This window comes from Flavobacterium sp. IMCC34518, assembly GCF_027111095.2.
GTDB lineage: Bacteria > Bacteroidota > Bacteroidia > Flavobacteriales > Flavobacteriaceae > Flavobacterium > Flavobacterium praedii.
Map to the genome: position 1 here is coordinate 3283879 of NZ_CP114284.2, position 20035 is coordinate 3303913.

The window sequence follows — 20035 nt, forward strand, 5'->3', positions numbered from 1 at the left end:
GTATAGCAAATAGTATAAAACTACAAAATAAATAGAGCTTTACTTTTTGGTTTTTGATTGTAGATTTACTTTGCTTACTCAGCGTGTGGCGCAAAGTCAGAGACGTTTGCGCAGCGTGACCATTAACTATTGTATACTTCGAGGAGCTGGGACCAAGGACTATTGTATACTTCGAAGAGATGGGTATGGAACTTAAATTTAAACATAATTTGCGTTGAGAAAATGGACTTTTTTTGAACCATATAAGAAATATAAGTTCATTTAAGTGAGTTGCTGATCTGTGATGGATGCTCAGCGCGTGTAGCAAAAGTCATCATAGAATGCGGAGCTGGTTTTATAATATTTCTGAATTTCTTTATATGTCATTTTTTTATCTTTTTTCTAAATTAAAGGTACCTTTCGGTAGTTGTCCACAATCATCTCCAAAACCTTCCAAAATCAAAACATTGTTTTTGAAATAACATTTGCCAACTATTTTTTTACATTTTAGATTTTTTTGTTCATCATTATTTGTAGCAGCATTAAAACTATTCGTACCCTCTATTGAATGAAAATATAACTCTATAGTATTGCTAACCATTTTGGTTGTCAACTTTTCCGAAAAAGGGCCTCCCCAAAATGAAACTTCTTCTTTAGAAATATGTAAAGTCCCATTTACATCGTCGTTGCCCCAATCTCCAATTAAATTTGCTGGTAATTTTTTATTTTCGATTTTTGCTTCAGAAGTTTTAGCTTGATTGTCATTTGCAGTGTTTTTTTCATATGCAGTTTGTCCAGAATCATACCATCTTTGAACTACACCTGTTTCTTTATTTTTTTTAAAATTTATCTTCTCATAAATTTTACCATTTTTATACCACCTTGTTTGTAGGCCGTCTAATTCCCCTTTATTATTATAATTGCATTTTAAAGCTAATTGACCATTTTTATACCATTCTTTGTATTCTCCAATATTTACACTTAAGTTATAAAAAGTGCCTGTATCAATAACTGTATCTTTTATAGGGCCGTCGTTCGCACTAGTTTCTGCTATTATTAAATTTTTCTCCTTGATAATAATATAATTCCCAATAAATTTTTGCACTCCGTTTTCATACCAACCTTTAGCTAAACCACTTCTTTCTCCTTCCAAATAATTAATTTCTTTTTCAATTTGACCATTTTCATACCAAGAAGTATATTTTCCTTCTTTTTTATTGTTTTTTCTACAAACCACTTCTCCTAATTGTCCGTTACTGTACCAAAATTTTCGCAAACCATCTTCCTTTCCATCTGTATAATTTACTTCTGACTGTAATTGTTTCTCATCATACATTTTATAAACAATTCCATTAAATGGTTTGCCATCATAATAGAATAAACCTCCTTCTTTAACTAATTCTTTTTGGAGAATTCTTTTTTTGCTAAAAATACTGCTAAAGTCCAATCCATCATTTGAAGAATTTTCATTTTTTTTACAACCTGTAATTACAAAAAACAGACTAAAAACTAATACTATGCATGTAGGTGTTTTGATAATAATGTTTTTTTTTTTTTTCATTGTTTTAGTTGGTTTAAAATGATGCTTTTTATTAATCCTTTTACAACTTTATTGCAGGGTCTTGATTTTCATGAGGGAATTCTTTTTATATGATTTATTGTTTATCAGTATCAGTAGATATTAAAGTATCATTTGATACCGATTTTAAAAAGGTTATTATTTCATACTTATTAGGCTTTCCCTTTTTTATTTGGTAGAATTTTTTATTTTTTTCATTATTAATATCTACTTCTTCAGTTTCATCTTCTTTAATAACTAGTAAGTCTGGATTGATTTTATCTAAAATTACATTTGTTAATGTATTGAAGTATTTAAATACTTTAGAATGTTTTTCCATTAAATCAGTGATTTTTTTTATTTCTACTAAATCAGAATTCTCGAAGTTTATTTTGTAAAATAAATCACTGTTAAAATAATAACTGATATCTTTAAAAAGATTTATGTTTTCGGTTATTGATTCTGAATACTCTTGCCTTGTATCATAATTGATTAAGCCATAGTTAATAGGGAAACCTGTTGTTGTTAATCTAAAAATGAAATTTGATAAAATAGAGTGTTCCGAATCAGTGTTTTTTCTTAGGTAATAATGTAATAAATAATTATTGTTATCATATCTTTTTCCTGTAGATACAGTACCAAAAGTGCCATAATTGTTTCCTAATATTTCATGTTTATTTCGTCCTAATAATATTTCAGAAATAAACAAATATTCAATGCTTGCAATGTCTTTCTTTGGGGTTTTATCTTGTAGTCTAACAGGAAGAAATGAATAATCTGATTTTGATATTTTGTCAATAAAATTTACGCTGTTTAAATCAAAAACTACATTTATTCCTTCAAGAATAGTTTTTCGGTTTTCACAATCTGCATTTATGTTATAATTTAAAGATATTTGTTTTAAATTATTAGAGTATCCTGAATTAGGTATATCTTCATAATTTGAATTGTTTATTGTTTGGTTGTAACAATCATCATTAAGACGAATAAAGAAATTAAATGGGTTAAAAATCAATCTTGGTTGTTCCCTATTATAAACATTTCTATCTAAAAGATAAGTAACATTTTTAGTTATGTCTTTATTAAAAGTAATACTATCAACAAATGTTTCGTTATCTTTTTTAACATATTTAATTGGATTGCCATTTTTGTATTCTAAATAATATATATATTTAGTATCATCGTAAAATTGTTTTCCATCTAATAATCCATTTTCATTAAAATTTAACGAAGCAAGTGTTGTTGTTTTTTTTTCTCTCTCACTTATATATCCTTTTTTTCTAAAATCATATAACAGTTCAACTTCCCCTTTAATTTTAAAATCTGATATATTTAAATTGCAAAAGAAATATGCTCCAGACAAATTAGGAATATCAGCGTAATAGAAAACTGTACCTTCCTTAACTTTGTCATTTTCATATGTTCCCGAACCATCAATTATATTAAAAAACTTTCCGTTTTTTATTTTACCGCCTGGTAGGTATTCATAACTTTCTATAATTCTCGATTCTTTTATTTTTTCAATCTTAATAATTTCTAAATCATTATTTAGATAGTTTTTTATTATAATATCTCCTTCCTTTTTTTCTTCAATTATTTGTGAGTATGTGGAAAAAGAAATAAAAGTGATTAGTAATGATAAATAGGATGGGATTTTCATAATAATTATAAATTTAAGCTATAATAACGTTGTTTGTATTCAATGTTTGGTATTAATGATAATTTTTATTAATCCTATTGACACAGATTTATTGCAAGGTCTCGATTTTATTTCATCTGAAAATTCTCTTCTGTACCAATTAATATCAGGAAACTCTTCATGAATTTTATAATACCTATAAGTTTTTTCAATTAATTCTTTTGTAACCCTTTTTTGATTAATATCGCTTATTTTATACGTTATCGATTTATATTCTTTTCCATTTATTTTGGTTGTTGAAATTCCTATAAATGTGTAAAAATGACCTCGTCTTTCCAGAGTTATTAAATCATTTTTATTAAAATGTTGGATAATTGATTCGAATATGTTTTCCATATAATGATTAATTTTTTATTACTTCAAACATATTAAAAAATTTTATCAATTTGTGGTAATCTATAATTGTATAGGCGTTTTATGTCGTGTTAAAGCAGTATATTCGTATTTCAACCTATAAATTATGCTCAAACAAACCGAAAGACTTAAAGTTATTTATACCTTTTTAAAGCAAACTCCTGCTGATGCAAGAGCCATTTTAGAATTTCTACAAACCAATGATGCTGAAATTAGTCTTAGGCAATTACAACGTGATTTTAATGAGGTTGAGAAAATTTTCATACAGCCCAATGAAGAGCTTTTTGTTCAAATAGGACAACATCGAAAAAAAATATGGCAAATTGTAAATTCGGATAAAAAAATTAAATTCAATCAAAGCACTATAAATACCTTGTATTTGGCAATGTTGGTAAGTCCAAATATCTTGATGGAAAATAGATTGCCTGATATTGAATTGTTTCGTGAATTACTCCAAAAGGCAATTAATAAGAGCGAAAATCAATTGTCAATCACTCAAAATCAAAGCCAATTAATAAATACACATTTTTATGAAATTACAAAGGACACTATTTTTAATGCCAACATAAATCAATTAATTAGTGCTGTAACCAATAGAAAATATATAAAAATAATTGAATTGATTAATGACTATACTGTAGACAACCATCAGTTTAAAACGGATAGTGTTAATTTTGCTCCAGTCGCAATAATATATCATCGTGGAGCATTTTTAATTGCTGGAATTGAAAGCAAAAATCAAGAAGCTGTAATTTATGAAATCGGACAATTGAAGAACTTTAAGATACTTGATAAAGGGTATAATTATGAGCAATTTTCAAATAGGATAAAAAATGAATTTGACAAACGTTTTGGTATTACAAAAAATATGACTGATGATGTGTATGAAATTGTTTTGGAATTTACTTCTGTCACTGGAGCATTGGTTTCAAAATATTTTTGGCATCATTCGCAACATTTTGAAAAGAAAAAAGGGAATTGGATAATGACAATGAAATGCGGTATTAACAGAGAATTAATGGGATGGCTTTTTCAATGGATGTATAATGTTCGAATTTTAGAACCAGCTATATTGCAAATGAATTATGATAAGACTTTAGACGAAATGATTGCCAATAGAAAGAATCAAAAATCACTTGTTTACAAGAATATTTTTGAGCCAAAATAATATCTTTTACGATGAGGTTTTTTCTGAAAGAAGTTGTTGTATTAATTATTCTATTATTTTGATAGTATTGAAATCTTCTTATGAAAACTAATGCCCTAGCCCTGATAGTAGCGGTATCCTTTTCTTGTCCCGTTTTTTTCTAACGGGACTAGAAAAGATACAAGTGGATAGCAGGAAATAGCTCCTTATAAAACGGTTATTTCCTTAAGTTATAATCGCTGCGAAGTAACTTTCCTTTTATTGTAAATCCAGCGGTATTTTTTTTGGTCATTGTAACCGCCCAACCGTTAAAGATTGCATCAAAGGCCACTTCTTTTGTGATACCATGCATTGTTAAAAAGCCTTTGAGTTTATAGACTTTTCCTTTGATTTTGGTAAATGAAGTGCTTTTAAAATTCAGTGTTGAAAATTTATCCGCATCAAACCATTTACTGGTTCGTAAATCATTGTCACGGAATGCTACATCATAATAAATCAATTTTATATTGGCAGTAAAAAATTGAAATCAGCCTTCATTATTGCTAAACAAAATATGATTTTTTTAATGATTTATTTTATTAATATACATCGGATGTTTTAAAATTGGGATAATCGGTATACCCATTTTCGCCTGCCGAATAGAATAAGTCCATTTTGAGGTTTTGTGTTAATTCTTGATTGTGTTCTAATCTTTCTACGAGATCAGGATTATTAATAAAGGGACGTCCAAATCCAACAAGATCACACATACCGCTCTCAATATCGGTTTCAGCAGTTTCTTTGGTATAGCCACCACAACTGATAAGGATGTTATTGAAATTTTTGCGAATCATTTTTTTTATTTCAACAGGCACTGCTGGGGCTCCCATTGCAGAATGATCGACTAAATGGATATAAGCAATCCCCAATTTATTGAGCTCTTTTGTGAGATAATCATAAGTAGCATCTATTTCTGGATAATTGGCCATATCACCCGCTACACCATAAGGCGATAAACGAATACCTGTTTTTTCTTTTCCAATGGCAAATGCGACTGCTTTTGTCACTTCAAGAACAAATCGACAGCGATTTTCAATACTGCCTCCATAATGGTCAGTTCGCACATTGCTCACGGGTGACAAAAATTCTTCCAGCAAATAACCGTTTGCGCTGTGTAGTTCAACACCATCAAAATGGGCTGCAATTGCGTTTTTTGCAGCAGTTACATATTCGGCTTGGGTCAAAACTATATCTTCGGCAGTCATTGCTTTGGGAGTAGGGTAGTCTTGCATTTCTTTGGCATCTGTCCACATTTGACCGGCTGGTTTTATGGCAGAAGGGGCTATTATTTGCGTTCCCTCAGCCATATTCAGCTTGTGGCTTATTCTTCCCGAGTGCATCAATTGAATTATTATTTTTCCACCGCTATTATGCACTGCGGTTGTTGTTTTTTTCCAACCGAGTATTTGTTCCTCGCTAAAAATGCCAGGAATACGTGCGTAACCCAAACCATTTGGAGAAGGAGAAGTACCTTCGGTGATTATTAAACCAGCCGAAGCGCGTTGCTGATAATAGGTTGCCATGAGTTCATTTGGAATAGCATCAATAGCTCTGCAACGCGTCATTGGCGCCATAACGATGCGATTATTCAATTCTATTGCACCTACTTTAATCGGACTAAATAATTTGTATTTTTTCATTTGTATTTTATTAGAATTTTAAACTTAGTTTTTAATGAAACGCTTTTATAAACAATTAAAGTACATTGGATTAACCTTTTTTTAGTCAAATTGATTTGCATTTAAAGCCACAATCACTTCATTTCTTCTGTCGAACAGTTGATAAGGAGGATTGTAACCCAAGTAGCGAAAATCACCATAGTAGGACAATCCTTTAGTTTTTAGGGATTCTTCTAGTATAATCCGATGTTCATTAATACTTTCATTAGAAGCGAAACCTGCAAACTGTATGACAGCAACATATTCAGGTTCTGAAGTTACAATGGATATACTCGAATCATTTGGTGTTGGTAAATTAGTTTCGTTGTATGTCGATGGAAGTACAAATGCCATTGTAGACTTGGCATCACCAATATCCATGTGCACGGGCGATGTCATCGCAATTTGTTTCTTTTCGCTATTTCCTCCAAAAATATATTTTGCCAATTTTCCAAATCCTGATTGTCCCAAATCGCGATATGATTTTGCAGTAGAAGAAATCATTGCCATCGTTGCAGATGGATAGTATCGAATTTCAAAATTTTCCTCTACCCGAATAACTTTGTATGCTTGAGTTTCTGTTTTATTGCTAGACATAGTAATGTAGATTTGAAATAGAATGAATATTCCGATAAGCAGTAACGCTATAGTGATAAATACTTTCATTGGTATTGTTTTTTAATCAAAATGGATCACTCAATTCACTTATTCGGATCAATTTTTTGTTTACAAATTCATCCAATCCAAATTCGGCCATTTCTCTTCCGTAACCCGAGTTTTTTGTACCTCCAAAAGGCAAATCGGCTTGAGTCCAAGTTGGGTGATTGATGAAAACCATACCGGTATCAATTTGATTGGCAATTCTTTTACCTCTTTCAATATCCTTTGTAAACACGGAACCGCCTAAACCAAATGGAGAATTATTGGCTAATGCAATGGCTTCTGCTTCATCTTTTACTTGGAAGAAAAGTGCGACTGGACCAAAAAATTCTTCATAAAAAACAGGATTCTCGGGCAATATATTGGTTAAGATAGTGGCTTCCATGTAAGCGCCTTCTCTGTCCACTCTTTTGCCTCCCAACACTATTTTTGCTCCTCCATTTACAGCTCTCTTCACTTGGTCGGCTATATTTACCGCAGCTGCTTCTGAACAAAGAGGACCTAAGTTTGTAGTATCATCCATAGGGTCGCCAACTACCAGTTCCGCCATTTTTGCTTTGAATTTTTCAAGAAATGAATCGGCAATACTTTCTACGGCTATAAATCGTTTTGAGGCGACACAGCACTGACCGTTGTTGTTAATTCGTCCAACCACTGCCCATTCTACGGCTTTGTCTATATCCGCATCTTCCAGAATAATAAAAGCATCGCTTCCTCCTAATTCTAGAACTGATTTTTTGATATGTTTCCCCGCTTCAGAAGCTACACTGGCGCCTGCGGTTTCACTTCCTGTTAGTGATATTCCTCTAATTCTTTTGTCGGCTACTAATTCAGTAGCCCTTTGACCAGATACTAACAGATTGGTATAAAGCCCTATTTGTGCTCCTGCTTCTATGAATATTTTTTCAATGGCAATAGCACATTGTGGCACATTGGAAGCATGTTTGATTAATACGGTATTTCCAATCATAATATTTGGTGCCGCAAAACGAGCCACTTGATAAAACGGAAAATTCCAAGGTTGTACACCCAGAAGGACACCAATGGGACTATATCTTATAAAAGCTTTTCCATGTACCGGATTTAGCATTTTATCAGCTAAAAAAGATTCAGCATTTTTGACGTAATAGTCAAATATTTCTGCACTCAATTTTATTTCTCCTTCGGCATGAGAAAGGAGTTTACCCATTTCTAATGTAATCATTTTGGCAAGCTCTTTCTTTTTTGCTCGCAATAAGCCCGCCACAGTATATAATAGCTGAGCTCTTGTTTGATAGTCTGTTTGCTTCCATTCGTCAAATGCAATTGCTGCGTTTGCTACTGCATTATCTACAGCAGTCACAGTCATTTCATCAAATGATTTTACAACTTTATTGGTTGTTGGATTGATTGTTTGAATTGCCATGATTTTATTTTTTATCGGTTAGTGTTTTTAAAAGTAATTCGGCAACCGCTCCCGAAGAAGCAGGATTTTGTCCGGTAATTAATAACCCATCTTGTTTTACATATGAAGCCCAATCATTCCCTTTTGAATATAAAGCACCGTGTTTTTTAAGTTCATCTTCCAATAAAAAAGGAACCACTTTTGTTAGTTTGACAGCTTCTTCTTCGGTATTTGAAAAACCAGTTAGTTCTTTTCCTTTGACAAGGGATTCTCCATTTTTTGTTTTTACATTTACTAAAGCTGCAGGGGCATGACACACAAATGCAATTGGTTTTTGATGATTGTAAAAGGCTTCAATTAATTGGATGGAGTCTTTATCTGTTGCCAAATCCCATAGCGGTCCGTGTCCGCCCGGATAAAAAACGGCGTCAAAATCCTCTTGTTTTATAGTACTCAGTTTGAAGGAATACGCCACTTTGTCGATAAGGACATTGTCTTTATAAAATCTTTCTGTTGAGGGAGTTTGCGCATCGGCTAATTCACTTTTTGGATCAACTGGTGGCTGACCTCCTTTTGGAGAAGCGATGGTAATATCGGCTCCTGCATCGGACAATACATAATAAGGTGTTGTGAATTCTTCTATCCAAAAACCGGTTTTTTCACCTGAATTTCCCATTTCACTATGAGAAGTCAATACAATTAGTATTTTCATTTTTTTATTTTTTATAATAATTATTAAATTTTTACAATCATTTTCCCTTCATTTTTTCCATCAAATAGATCAATGAATGCTTGAGGAATATTATCAAAACCTTCAACAATAGTTTCGCTAAAGGTGATTTTATTCTCTTTTAACCAAAGTGTTAATTGTTTGGTAGCTGTTGGAAATTTTTCAAAAAAATCGCCTACTATAAATCCACGCATTGTGGCACTTTTGGTTAAAATAATAGGTTGTAATCGAGGGCCAAGATCTATCGTAGTGGTATTGTAAAGAGATATGGCTCCACAAACAGGTAATCGTGCATATTTATTTATGTTTGCTAATACAGCATCGGAAATTTCACCACCCACATTGTCAAAATAGATATCAATACCATTTGGACTTGCATTTTTGACTGCTTCTTTTAAATCCGGTGATGTTTTGTAATTGATGGCATGATCAAAGCCAAACTTTGAAGTAAGTAGTGCAGCTTTTTCATCAGAGCCAGTAATTCCAACAACTTTGCAACCAAGTAATTTACCGATTTGACCCACTATTGTTCCAACAGCACCAGCAGCTCCAGAAACAAAAAGGGTTTCCTCTTTTTTTGGTAATCCAATTTCTGTAAGTCCTAAGTAAGCGGTAAGTCCCGTCATCCCTAAAACGCCCAAATAAGCCGACAGTTTAAATTCGTTTTCATCCACTTTATAAAGTCCTTGTCCAGTGGTAACTTGGTATTCTTTCCATTCTAAATTGCCTGTTAGAAAGTCACCTGTTTTAAATTTTGCATGTTTACTCTCTACAACTTCTGCTATAATACCAGATTGTATGGGTTTATTTAATTCAAATGGAGGTACATACGATTTGCTGTCATTCATTCTGCCTCGCAAATAAGGATCAACCGACACATAGGTTGTTTTTAGTAAAATTTCACCATCTTTTGCAATGGGAATCTCTTCATTAACGATTTTAAAATCATCTAGTGTTGGTTTTCCAAAAGGACGCTTGTTTAATAGAATTACTTTATTCATGATTATGATTTTTTTAAAATATTCGATTTTTGTTTGTTTTTGAGGTTCTACATTCAATCGTTTGGGTTTTAAAAATTAAAAATTTAATTTTTCTTTAAACCATTAAGTCATTAAGGTTCATTAAGTCCTAGACAACTTATTTTTTCTTAATCTCTTAATGGTAAAAATTTTTCTTTATTTTTTTCTTACCAACACAATTCATGGTAGAACCATTTTTAATTACGCCATTACACCACCATCCAAAATGAGTTGCGTTCCATTGCAATAACTTGAATCACTTGAGGCCAAATAAATAAATGCCTTTGCCACTTCTTCGGGTGTGCAAAGACGTTTTGCAGGAGTTCCTTCAATCCAGGCTTTGTGCACTTCTTCGGGGGCAGCACTCAAAAGAGGTGTTTCGACATAATAAGGACAAATTGCATTGGCTCTGATATTTTGAGCACCATATTGAACCGCAATGTTTTTTGTAATTCCTATTACGCCATGTTTAGCAACAGTGTAGGGTACTAAACCATGTTCCGCTTTCAGGCCACCGAGTGATGACATATTTACAATAACCCCACCACCTTGTTTTAAAAACTGTTGCAATTCATATTTCACACAATAAAATTGGCCAGTAAGATTTACAGCAATTAAGCGGTCCCAAACGGATTCTGGCAAATCATGAATTCCAGAATAAACACCACCAATACCAGCATTATTAAAAGCAATATCCAACCTTCCGAATTTTTCAACTGTTGTTGTTATTGCTTGTTTTACAGTATTTACATCCGATACATCAATTGGAACAAAAAGGCATTCAGCACCTAAAGCCTTTATTTCTTTGATTGTTTGTTCGTGATTGTTTTTTTCTAAATCTGCCACTACAATTGTTGCCCCTTCTCTCGCTGCTTCGAGAGCTGATGCTTTTCCGATACCCGAATTACCACCAGTGATAAATACAATTTTGTTTTCTAATCGTTTCATTAGTCCAATTTTTTAGCTTTCATAGCATTGTTTTATGCCTTTTTTAATTGTTGTTTGGTCATTTTAATTTTTGAAATATCAAATCCTTTCTCTTTTATTCTAGAAATGATTTGTTGATAGATTGCATCATCCATAGTTGGCGTTCTTGAAAGGATCCACAAGTATTTTCTGTTTGGATGACCAATGACCGCATAACTGTAATCGTCTGCCAAATCAATGATCCAATATTTGGCTTTGAACGGCCAAAAGAATTGTACTTTTAGTTTTGCGTTTCCACTATTTTCTTCAACAAATGCTTTGCCTTTAATGTTTGATTGTTTTCCGTTAATGCTGTTTTTGTTGCAGTTGTTTTCAACAATTACAAAACCTTTGTCGGTCAAAGTATATTCAGCTGTTGAGCAATAACAGCCTTTTTGGAACCATTGCGGAAATGCTGCAATTTCATACCATTTTCCTGCATATTTTTTCAAATCGACATAAGGTACTGTTTGAAGGGATTGTGACATAGCGATTGTTGTAGACAAGAAGAATATAAAAATCAAAAAGGAAGATAATTTTTTGTTACCGAGAGAAAGCATTGGCATTTTGCTTTCTTTGCTTAGGTCAGATTTAGTAAGGAGTAGCATAATTGTATATAATTATCAGTTCATTTTCTAAAGTATACCATCCATTTTGAACCTTTACGGTAGCTTTGTTTTCGGGGAGTAACCAGCTGGATTTTAAATTGACCATGACTTTGTTTGAAATTTCAGTAAAAACGATTGTCAATTGACTTAGAAATGTAACTTCAATTTTTTTGACTAAGGATTTGATTTCAAAGTTTTTTATTGTTGCATTCCATAACTTTTCTTTTCTGATAGTGTTTTGAATGTTGGCCACTAACTCTTGATTATTTTCCATTGCATATTTTTTCAACCTGTGAATGAGTTTTCACAATAGGTTAAAGGTTATTCTTTTTGACTAATCATACCTTATATAATTGTTGTAAAGAGTTATATCATTTACACTTTTTTAAAGTTACAAAAAAAAAATCGTATACTATTTAATATTAAGGAGTTGCGAATATCTGTTTCGTTCTATAACATTGAATCAAGAGCATTATAAAGATGGTTTTCTAAAGTTAAAAAATGAGATTATGGGAGCTTGAAAAGGATTTGTCTTTTTTTTAATTGTATAAAAAAACTGCAACTCCGAAAAAAAACGGAATTGCAGTTTGTGTGATTTTTAAAAACAAATGTTTTTATGAAAACGGATGCCCTAGGTACTATCTTCAATACCTAATTTATTTTGGTTAATTTTTATATATTTGTTACACCGAGAGGAAGCTTCTTGCGATTATTCACTGGATGTTTACCTTGTGTAGCCTCAATTTTTATGTTGGGGCTATTTTTTGCTATTGTGTCTTCTTCGAAGCCAATTGCCCGAGAGGTCAACTTTTGCTCCTCTTCTTGGATATTTAGCTGATAAATAGCATCGTAAGCTTCATTCTTTTTCCATAAATGATAAATCATTGTCAGTATCTTTTTTTGAACCGCCACATAACTTTTCATTTTTATTCCATGTTTTTCATAGGTTCTATCATATAAATCTTTGAAGGGTTTAACTTTGCATTGAATAACTACCAATGACGGCATATGTAAGGCGCGTCTTATTCTTGAATTCCCTCTTTTTGATATTTTGGTTTTACCAACACGCTTTCCTGATTGTGCTTCAACTACGTCATAACCCGCATAAGACACTAACTGTTTGTAATTCGTAAATAATGTAAAACCGTTGGTTTCAGCCAAAATAGTACTCAATGTTAAAATTCCTAATCCTTTCATTTTCAATATATTTTCAGTCTTGTCATAAACTTCTTTATTAGATTTCAAATGAATCTTTATTTCTTTGTCCAACTCTTTGAGCTGTGTCTCAAATAAAATTATGGTTTGCTCTAATTGATTTGTAACTGAATCCAAATGGTGCATTGCAAAACTCAACGCATCTAATTGGTTTTTTAAAACCGTTTTCAATTCGGTAACATTTTGATGTTGCCTTGTCAACAATCGTAATTCATAGAAAAAGGATCCCATTGGTTGCCATAAATCTAAGCACTGTTCGGCTCCCATTTGTGATAATCCTTTGGCATCAATGCTGTCATTTTTTGATTTGAGCCCAATAGCTTCCAAATATTTTTTTGCTTTATTAGGCAAAATTATAGAAACATCAAATCCTTTCCCAAACAAACAATAAGCACAATTCTCATGATAAATCCCTGTAGCTTCCATGCAAATTACCACAGGAATAGTTTCCTTTTTATGCTTTAAAATCCACTCTTCCAAAGAAGAAAATCCTTTTAATGTGTTAGAAATAATGGTACTTGACTTTACAGTTACCTTTTGTTTTTCATCAATAACACTAATACAAGCATTAATTTTTTTGCTTGAAACGTCTAATCCAACAGAATACTTTAAATTCATAACTCTTTGATTTAGAATCAATAAACAAAATATTACATAAATCTTTGCTCATTTTTTATACAAGATCCAAATTAAATTCTGGTCTTTAAGTACTATTGTGACTCGAAATGTAATAAAAACGAAATGGATTAACCTAATGTCTACAATATCATCAAAAGATGTATTTCGCCCCGATAGAATTTGGCCATTTCGTTTTGCTTATCAATTGTTGTATTTCAAAGATACATTTCATATTTTTAACATAGTCAAAGATATGAGCCCTGATAGAAGTGGTATCCTTTTTTAAAGCGATTTTTCCATCGCTTTAAAAAAGATACAAGCGGATAGCAGGAATTAGCTCCCAATATTACTACTCTTTGCTTCCGTAGTATTTTTTTCTGAACCAAAAGGCGACATTGACCAAGGCGATTAATGCGGGAACTTCAACCAAGGGGCCAATGACGCCTGCAAAAGCTTGGCCGCTATTGATACCGAAAACGCCAATGGCTACAGCGATTGCCAACTCAAAATTGTTACCCGTAGCCGTAAAAGCAATGGCGGTTGACTTGGAATAATCGGCACCAAAATACTTGCCAATGAAGAAACTCATGACAAACATAATGACGAAATAAATCACTAACGGAATTGCGATGCGCACCACATCCATTGGAATTTGAACGATTAATTCGCCTTTGAGGCTGAACATTAATACAATGGTGAACAGCAAGGATATTAAGGTGATAGGAGAAATGAATGGCACGTATTTGGTCTCAAACCACTCGGCTCCTTTTATGGCAATCAAGGCATAGCGGCTGATGATTCCTAGTGCAAAAGGGATTCCCAGGTAGATTCCGACACTTTCGGCAATTTGTCCAATACTGATGTTGACTTCAAAACCGTGGTAGCCAAAATAGGGTGGGAGGATGGTGATGAAAACATAGGCATAAACACTATACAGCAATACTTGGAAGATGCTGTTGAGGGCAATTAGACCCGCGGCGTATTCTCGGTTTCCGTCGGCTAGATCGTTCCAAACTACGACCATGGCGATGCAACGCGCGAGGCCGATGAGGATAACGCCGATCATGTATTCGGGATAACCGTTTAAGAAAAGTAAAGCGAGGGTAAACATTAAAATAGGGCCGACAATCCAGTTTAGAAAGAGAGAAGCCCCCAGAACTTTGGTGTTTTTGAAAACTTCGCCCATTTGTTCGTATTTGACTTTGGCCAGTGGCGGATACATCATTAGGATTAGTCCTATGGCTAAAGGAATATTGGTCGTTCCGCTCGAAAACGAGTTGATGAATCCACTGCTCGACGGAATGAAATAGCCGATGGAAACGCCTAGAGCCATGGCCAGAAATATCCAAAGCGTAAGATTTCGGTCAAGGAAGCCTAATTTTTTTCGCTCTAAAGCGGGAGCACAATTATTTGCAGACATAATTTATTTTTTTTTGAACCATTTATTTTTTTAAACCATTAAGGGATTAAGATTAGTTAATTTGTTTTGTACTACTCTAAAACTTATTTTTTTTAATTTTTAAGGGTTAATCTTTTTTATCATTTATTTTTTGAACCATTAAGGCATTAAGATTAGTTAAGTTGTTTTGCACTACTCTAAAACTTATTTTTTTTAATTTCTTAATGGTTAATCTTTTTTACCATTTATTTTTTGAACCATTAAGGGATTAAGATTAGTTAAGTTGTTTTGAAATACTCTAAAACTTATTTTTCTTAATTTCTTAATGGTTAATCTTTTTTACCATTTATTTTTTGAACCATTAAGGGATTAAGATTAGTTAAGTTGTTTTGAAATACTCTAAAACTTATTTTTCTTAATTTCTTAATGGTTAATCTTTTTTACCATTTATTTTTTTTTGAACCATTGAGGGATTATGATTAGTTAAGTATTGTTTTGCACTACTCTAAAACTTATTTTTCTTAATTTCTTAATGGTTAATCTTTTTTACCATTTTTTTTTTTGAATCATTAAGGGATTAAGATTAGTTAAGTTGTTTTGAAATACTCTAAAACTTATTTTTCTTAATTTCTTAATGGTTAATCTTTTTTACCATTTATTTTTTGAACCATTAAGGCATTAAGATTAGTTAAGTTGTTTTGCACTACTCTAAAACTTATTTTTTTAATTTCTTAATAGTTAATCTTTTTTACCATTTATTTTTTGAACCATTAAGAGATTAAGATTAGTTAAGTATTGGTTTCCAATACTCTAAAACTTAATTTTCTTAATTTCTTAATAGTTAATCTTTTTTGCCATTTATTTTTTGAACCATTAAGGGGTTAAGATTAGTTAAGTTGTTTTGCACTACTCTAAAACTTATTTTTCTTAATTTCTTAATGGTTAATCTTTTTTACCATTTATTTTTTGAACCATTAAGGGATTAAGATTAGTTAAGTTGTTTTGAAATACTCTAAAACTTATTTTTCTTAATTTCTTAATGGTTAATCTTTTTTACCATTTATTTTTTTTTGAACCATTGAGGGATTATGATTAGTTAAGTATTGTTTTGCACTACTCTAAAACTTATTTTTCTTAATTTCTTAATGGTTAATCTTTTTTACTATTTATTTTTTTTTGAACCATTAAGATATTAAGATTAGTTAAGTATTGGTTTACAATACTCTAAAACTTATTTTTCTTAATATCTTAATGGTTATAATTTTAAATTTATTTTTTTATTTGAGAGAATACATAGAACAGTTCGGTTGCGATTTGGATGCTACGTTTCTGGTACTTTTCGGCTTGTTGTGGGGTGTTGTCAAAGGCTTTTGGGTCTTCGAAGGTGATTGGAATTCGTTTTTCGGCTCCTGCTATGAACGGACAACCGCTATCGGCGGAAGAGCAAGTTAGAATCGCTGCAAACTCACTTTGTGGGTTGAAAGCATCATCATACGTTTTGGAAAAGCAAATTAACGGATGATCGTTTTCGTTGTATTTTACACTGTAGACTGGATTGTTACCTTCAGAAAGGGTTTTGATCTGGAAACCAGTATTCGTTAATGTTTGTGCTACCATTGGAAATAAAGCAGTGGCCTCGGTTCCGCCCGAATAACTAAATACATTTTTGATGTTGTAAAAAGCGGCTGCGGTTTGTGCCCATATTTGGGACAAATGGCTTCTGCGCGAATTGTGGGTGCAGATAAAATTGAGTCGAATATCTTGTTCTGCTGTTACTTTGGATTGGATAAAATCGATAAGCGGTTGCAAAATGACTAAGCGTTCGGCTGAAATGCTTTTGAAATCTAGAGTATTGATGGTGCTCTGGATGGGAGCGAATAGGGTGTTTTTGGTTTGGGTCATTTGGAATTGGTTATTGGTTTATTACTTGTAAGGTGGATATTTGTCACTGATAACACCGATTGAACTGATTTCACACAGATTAAATATCTTTTTTAAAAATCCGCGCCAATCCGTTTAATCCGCGTCATATGTCGGCTATTTTTTAACTTGTGGATATTGCTAAGTGCAAAAACACCTACAAGGTCTGGAAAAAGACCTTGTAGGAGGAAGTGTTCTAACAACAACCTGCACCAGGAGTGCAACAGTTGGCTTCGTTTCCTATTTCGGAGAGTTGTATTTTTTGTTTTTCTTGTGGAGGACAACATTGATCTAATGCCAAACAAGCAGTTTGTTTGTTCAACAGTAAAAAAGTCTCACCATTATAATCCAAATCGTATTTCCCGATAGTAGTATCTTGGTATTCGACCTCTATTTCAAGATCTTCAAGTCCCAATACTTTTTCGGAAAGAGCAATGATATTTAATAGTTTTTGAGCTTTCAAACGGTGGTCAAAATCATTGGCATCCCACAATTGAAAATTCACAACCGATTCTTTGCGAACGGTTCCACCACAATCGATGAAGTTTTTGGTAATCATTCCAACTTCAGTTACATGGAAATGTTCTGGAACAAATGTGCCGTTTGGCAACTGAAAAGTTACTCCCGTAGCAGTGCTTAAGTGTTTTTTAATTTCTGATAGTTTCATGATGAAGAAAGTTTAATAGTTTAAAGTTTTTAGCAACAACGGTCTTTTCTTTTATCGAGATATGTGTTTACATTTAGAAAAAAGCCTTTTATTTTATCGAATCCCACTTCGTTCAAGCAATAGCAGATGGCGTTTCCTTCGAAGTTTCCTTTTATTAAACCTGCATTTTTTAATTCTTTCAGGTGTTGGGATATGGTTGGTTGTGAGAGAGGCAATTCGTTTACTATGTCTCCACAAATACAACTTTCGACTTTAATCAGGTATTCAATAATGGAAATTCGGGCAGGATGACCTAATGCTTTTGCTAAAATTGCCAATTCGTTTTGCTCGTCTGTAAAATGTTCTGTTTTAGTCGCGCCCATTGTTATATATTTATATTGCAATATTACGATATAGATTGATAATAAAAAAGCAAAATCGAATAAATTTTGCTTTTCAAGAAATAGTATCAGGTATTTTCTTGGTGCTAAAATAACATTTGTGCTAAAGGCGAAAGAGATTGAGCCGATTTAGGTAACAAAGGTGTAAGTGTTTTGAATTGAGCTGGAGTAATTAGTTTTTTTATTTTGGTAGTAAAGGACTCTCTGTTGGCTGTCATTTTTGAAGTGTAGCCTGCTTTGTCTGTAGCCATAGTCGGTAAAATGTTTTTCTTTTTGTTTAGCATTTCACTAACCAGTGAATTCACTGCTGGTTTTTGGGCATCAGTTAATTTCAATTTTGGTGATAATACTCCCATTACCTGATTGGAAATGCTACCGACATCAAACGAAGTGGCTGAGGCTGCTGCAGCTGTTTTGTTGGCGGTGCTTGCTGCTTTTGTAATGTCTCCTAAGCTTTGTGCATTGGCAAATGAAAAGCTTCCTAATAGAAGAACGGCTGTGATAAAAAGTTTCTTTTTCATAAATGATCGTATTTAATTGTTTGTTTTGTACGAAATATAAAGATATAAAAAAATGGACGATTTTTAAATGGTTATGTCTATTTAACTATTTAATAGCCAATGAATTGATGAAATAACGCAATTTGAAAGAAAAGCAAACAATTTAAATAAAAAAACTCCTAGCAGAACTAGGAGTCTTAATGTTTATTCGCCTCCCATTTGGAGTATGTGAGCCATATTTTTGATTAGATTATCATGTTTTTTTACAAAAGGATTGCTCTCATCCCAAACATACCCAGCAAGAACAGCACATATTTTTCTTTTTACATCTGGATTTTCAGGTTGGTGAAAGAATAAAGTTTGTAAGTTTCCTGTGTACCATTCTTTTACATAAGTCGTAAAAACAGCAATTCCTCTCTTCATGTATGCTGTAAACTCGGCTTCCCAATCTACTGCGATTCCTTGTGTTTCCTTGAAGTATAACTTGGCAGCAAGCATTCCTGATTCCGTGGCAAATGCTACACCCGATGAAAATACAGGATCTAAAAACTCAGAACTGTTTCCTGTTAAAGCAAAACCATCTCCATACATTTTTTTTACAGATCTGGAGTAATTTTCTAATTTGATAGGTTCGAATAAAAAATCCACTCCCGCAAATCGCTTGATATAATAATCTGAAAGTTGAATGGCATTTTTTAATGCTTCGGCATTATCCTTATTTTCTGAAAGAGAATTGATGAAATGAGTAGGCCCCACAACTCCAAGACTGGTATTGCCGTTCGAAAATGGAATTACCCACAACCAAACTTCGGTTTCTAGAATGTCAAAAGAAATCATTGTTCCTTCTTCGCCTGCGGGACGATTGATATCAACAACATGAGTGAAAATAGAAGAATGGGGATCTAGTTTTGAAGGGGTGTCTAAATCTAAAAGGCGAGGGAGTACTCTTCCGTAACCACTAGAATCTATGATGAATTTAGCGTGGATTTCTTTTAAATTCCCGTCTTTGTCTTTTACAACTGTTGTCGAATTTTTTCCTTCGAAAGTAACCGAAATCACTTCCGATTCAAATTCTAAATCAATTCCTTTTCGGATTACTTCTTGAGCCATTGTATTGTCAAAATCGGCTCTTGGTACTTGCCATGTCCAGTCCCAACCTTCGGAAAATTTATTGCTAAAGTCAAATACACAAATTTCTTCGCCTCGTATAAATCGTGCACCCAGTTTTTTCTCGTAATTCATGGCGTTCAAACAATCGTACAATTCGGCTTCTGCAAAATGATCCATCACTCTGGGAATTAGGCTTTCGCCGACAACAATTCGAGGGAATTTTGTTTTTTCAACGACCTTAATTTTGATTCCTTTTTTATGAAGATAAGAAGCAGAAACACATCCTGATGGTCCAGCCCCTATGATTAAAACATCTACGAATTCTTGTAACATTTATGTATTGCAATTAAAGTTTTGTAAAGATTTGAACAATGATTTATAGTCAATACTAGAAATACGTTGTATAAAATGCAAATTTAGAGATT

Annotated in this window: 21 protein-coding genes; 2 read left to right on the forward strand and 19 right to left on the reverse strand. The window is 32.7% G+C overall.

Features of this window, described 5'->3' with window-relative positions; genetic code table 11:
- Positions 1-370 precede the first annotated feature (370 nt).
- The 3 genes from OZP06_RS14090 to OZP06_RS14100 all read right to left on the reverse strand — a co-directional run bounded on the left by OZP06_RS14090 (position 371) and on the right by OZP06_RS14100 (position 3572).
- The gene (locus tag OZP06_RS14090; RefSeq protein ID WP_281323863.1) at positions 371-1540 is read right to left on the reverse strand and encodes a toxin-antitoxin system YwqK family antitoxin; all 1170 of its coding nucleotides are present in this window, start codon (positions 1538-1540) and stop codon (positions 371-373) included.
- Positions 1541-1634: 94 nt separating this feature from the next.
- Positions 1635-3197: a hypothetical protein gene (locus OZP06_RS14095; RefSeq protein WP_281323864.1), complete on the reverse strand. Its 1563-nt coding sequence runs from the start codon at positions 3195-3197 to the stop codon at positions 1635-1637.
- Between the two features lie 39 nt (positions 3198-3236).
- Positions 3237-3572: a hypothetical protein gene (locus tag OZP06_RS14100; RefSeq protein WP_269222427.1), complete on the reverse strand. Its 336-nt coding sequence runs from the start codon at positions 3570-3572 to the stop codon at positions 3237-3239.
- Between the two features lie 124 nt (positions 3573-3696).
- Between OZP06_RS14100 and OZP06_RS14105 the strand changes: the two genes are divergently transcribed.
- Positions 3697-4758 (forward strand): WYL domain-containing protein, encoded by a 1062-nt coding sequence (locus tag OZP06_RS14105; RefSeq protein ID WP_281323865.1) that lies wholly within the window; start codon positions 3697-3699, stop codon positions 4756-4758.
- 196 nt (positions 4759-4954) lie between these two features.
- Here the strand turns inward: OZP06_RS14105 and OZP06_RS14110 are convergent, their stop codons facing one another.
- The 10 genes from OZP06_RS14110 to OZP06_RS14155 all read right to left on the reverse strand — a co-directional run bounded on the left by OZP06_RS14110 (position 4955) and on the right by OZP06_RS14155 (position 13634).
- A complete protein-coding gene (locus OZP06_RS14110; RefSeq protein ID WP_281323866.1) occupies positions 4955-5236 on the reverse strand; it encodes a YceI family protein in 282 nt (93 codons plus the stop codon).
- 79 nt (positions 5237-5315) lie between these two features.
- Positions 5316-6416: an alkene reductase gene (locus tag OZP06_RS14115; RefSeq protein ID WP_269222431.1), complete on the reverse strand. Its 1101-nt coding sequence runs from the start codon at positions 6414-6416 to the stop codon at positions 5316-5318.
- Between the two features lie 81 nt (positions 6417-6497).
- Entirely contained in the window at positions 6498-7100 is a 603-nt protein-coding gene (locus tag OZP06_RS14120) for a heme-binding protein (protein ID WP_269222432.1), read from the reverse strand.
- 16 nt (positions 7101-7116) lie between these two features.
- On the reverse strand, positions 7117-8499 hold the full coding sequence (locus OZP06_RS14125; protein ID WP_281323867.1) for an NAD-dependent succinate-semialdehyde dehydrogenase: 1383 nt from the start codon (positions 8497-8499) through the stop codon (positions 7117-7119).
- Between the two features lie 4 nt (positions 8500-8503).
- Positions 8504-9190, reverse strand: a complete 687-nt coding sequence (locus OZP06_RS14130; protein WP_281323868.1) for a type 1 glutamine amidotransferase domain-containing protein — start codon at positions 9188-9190, stop codon at positions 8504-8506.
- A 23-nt stretch (positions 9191-9213) separates the two neighbouring features.
- Entirely contained in the window at positions 9214-10209 is a 996-nt protein-coding gene (locus OZP06_RS14135) for an NADP-dependent oxidoreductase (protein WP_269222434.1), read from the reverse strand.
- A 219-nt stretch (positions 10210-10428) separates the two neighbouring features.
- Entirely contained in the window at positions 10429-11175 is a 747-nt protein-coding gene (locus tag OZP06_RS14140) for a glucose 1-dehydrogenase (protein WP_269222435.1), read from the reverse strand.
- 32 nt (positions 11176-11207) lie between these two features.
- Positions 11208-11801, reverse strand: coding sequence for a lipocalin family protein (locus OZP06_RS14145; protein ID WP_269222436.1), 594 nt, complete (start codon positions 11799-11801; stop codon positions 11208-11210).
- A complete protein-coding gene (locus OZP06_RS14150; RefSeq protein ID WP_269222437.1) occupies positions 11785-12075 on the reverse strand; it encodes a hypothetical protein in 291 nt (96 codons plus the stop codon). The genes OZP06_RS14145 and OZP06_RS14150 overlap by 17 nt, the downstream gene beginning before the upstream one ends.
- Positions 12076-12473: 398 nt before the next feature.
- Entirely contained in the window at positions 12474-13634 is a 1161-nt protein-coding gene (locus OZP06_RS14155) for an IS110 family transposase (RefSeq protein WP_269222240.1), read from the reverse strand.
- 136 nt (positions 13635-13770) lie between these two features.
- Here OZP06_RS14155 and OZP06_RS14160 point away from each other — a divergent pair, with 136 nt between their 5' ends.
- Complete coding sequence (locus OZP06_RS14160) at positions 13771-13920, forward strand: hypothetical protein (RefSeq protein ID WP_269222438.1); 150 nt, start codon at positions 13771-13773, stop codon at positions 13918-13920.
- Between the two features lie 63 nt (positions 13921-13983).
- Here the strand turns inward: OZP06_RS14160 and arsB are convergent, their stop codons facing one another.
- The 6 genes from arsB to OZP06_RS14190 all read right to left on the reverse strand — a co-directional run bounded on the left by arsB (position 13984) and on the right by OZP06_RS14190 (position 19943).
- On the reverse strand, positions 13984-15054 hold the full coding sequence (arsB, locus tag OZP06_RS14165; RefSeq protein WP_281323869.1) for an ACR3 family arsenite efflux transporter: 1071 nt from the start codon (positions 15052-15054) through the stop codon (positions 13984-13986).
- A gap of 1248 nt (positions 15055-16302) precedes the next feature.
- Positions 16303-16935, reverse strand: coding sequence for a protein-tyrosine-phosphatase (locus OZP06_RS14170; protein ID WP_281323870.1), 633 nt, complete (start codon positions 16933-16935; stop codon positions 16303-16305).
- A 214-nt stretch (positions 16936-17149) separates the two neighbouring features.
- Positions 17150-17620 (reverse strand): DUF6428 family protein, encoded by a 471-nt coding sequence (locus tag OZP06_RS14175; RefSeq protein WP_269222441.1) that lies wholly within the window; start codon positions 17618-17620, stop codon positions 17150-17152.
- 29 nt (positions 17621-17649) lie between these two features.
- Complete coding sequence (locus OZP06_RS14180) at positions 17650-17982, reverse strand: metalloregulator ArsR/SmtB family transcription factor (RefSeq protein WP_269222442.1); 333 nt, start codon at positions 17980-17982, stop codon at positions 17650-17652.
- A 104-nt stretch (positions 17983-18086) separates the two neighbouring features.
- Complete coding sequence (locus OZP06_RS14185) at positions 18087-18521, reverse strand: hypothetical protein (protein WP_269222443.1); 435 nt, start codon at positions 18519-18521, stop codon at positions 18087-18089.
- Positions 18522-18704: 183 nt separating this feature from the next.
- On the reverse strand, positions 18705-19943 hold the full coding sequence (locus tag OZP06_RS14190; protein WP_269222444.1) for an NAD(P)/FAD-dependent oxidoreductase: 1239 nt from the start codon (positions 19941-19943) through the stop codon (positions 18705-18707).
- Positions 19944-20035 lie beyond the last annotated feature (92 nt).